At 52.4% G+C, this 1072-nt stretch carries 1 rRNA gene; it reads right to left on the bottom strand.

Features of this window, described 5'->3' with window-relative positions:
- Window positions 1-1072 (bottom strand): 23S ribosomal RNA (locus tag K6Y21_RS21060); the annotation flags it as partial.

Here is a 1072-nt window from a genome sequence, read left to right as displayed (position 1 = left end):
CCTACACACTTGAACCAGGACAACCAACGCCTGGCCCACCTAGCCTTCTCCGTCCCCCCATCGCAATAACACCAAGTACGGGAATATTAACCCGTTTCCCATCGACTACGCCTTTCGGCCTCGCCTTAGGGGTCGACTCACCCTGCCCCGATTAACGTTGGACAGGAACCCTTGGTCTTCCGGCGTGCGGGTTTTTCACCCGCATTATCGTTACTCATGTCAGCATTCGCACTTCTGATACCTCCAGGATGCCTTACAGCTTTCCCTTCAACGGCTTACAGAACGCTCCTCTACCATGCAAGCAAGCTTGCATCCGTAGCTTCGGTGGTATGTTTAGCCCCGTTACATCTTCCGCGCAGACCGACTCGACCAGTGAGCTATTACGCTTTCTTTAAAAGATGGCTGCTTCTAAGCCAACTTCCTGGCTGTCTGAGCCTTTCCACATCGTTTCCCACTTAACATACACTTTGGGACCTTAGCTGACGGTCTGGGTTGTTTCCCTTTCCACGACGGACGTTAGCACCCGCCGTGTGTCTCCCGTGATTGCACTCATTGGTATTCGGAGTTTGCATCGGGTTGGTAAGTCGGGATGACCCCCTAGCCGAAACAGTGCTCTACCCCCAATGGTGAGACACGAGGCGCTACCTAAATAGCTTTCGAGGAGAACCAGCTATCTCCCGGTTTGATTGGCCTTTCACCCCCAGCCACAAGTCATCCGCTAATTTTTCAACATTAGTCGGTTCGGTCCTCCAGTACCTGTTACGGCACCTTCAACCTGCCCATGGCTAGATCACCGGGTTTCGGGTCTAATCCTAGCAACTAAAGCGCCCAGTTAAGACTCGGTTTCCCTACGGCTCCCCTATACGGTTAACCTTGCTACTAAAATTAAGTCGCTGACCCATTATACAAAAGGTACGCAGTCACCGAACAAGTCGGCTCCCACTGCTTGTACGTACACGGTTTCAGGTTCTATTTCACTCCCCTCACAGGGGTTCTTTTCGCCTTTCCCTCACGGTACTGGTTCACTATCGGTCAGTCAGGAGTATTTAGCCTTGGAGGATGGTCCCCCCAT

Origin of the sequence: Motilimonas eburnea, from assembly GCF_021295345.1 — a bacterium.
Taxonomy (GTDB): Bacteria; Pseudomonadota; Gammaproteobacteria; order Enterobacterales; family CBDFNC01; genus Motilimonas; species Motilimonas eburnea.
Note: the sequence above shows the minus strand (reverse complement) of the source record. Positions and strands in the feature narration are given on the sequence as shown.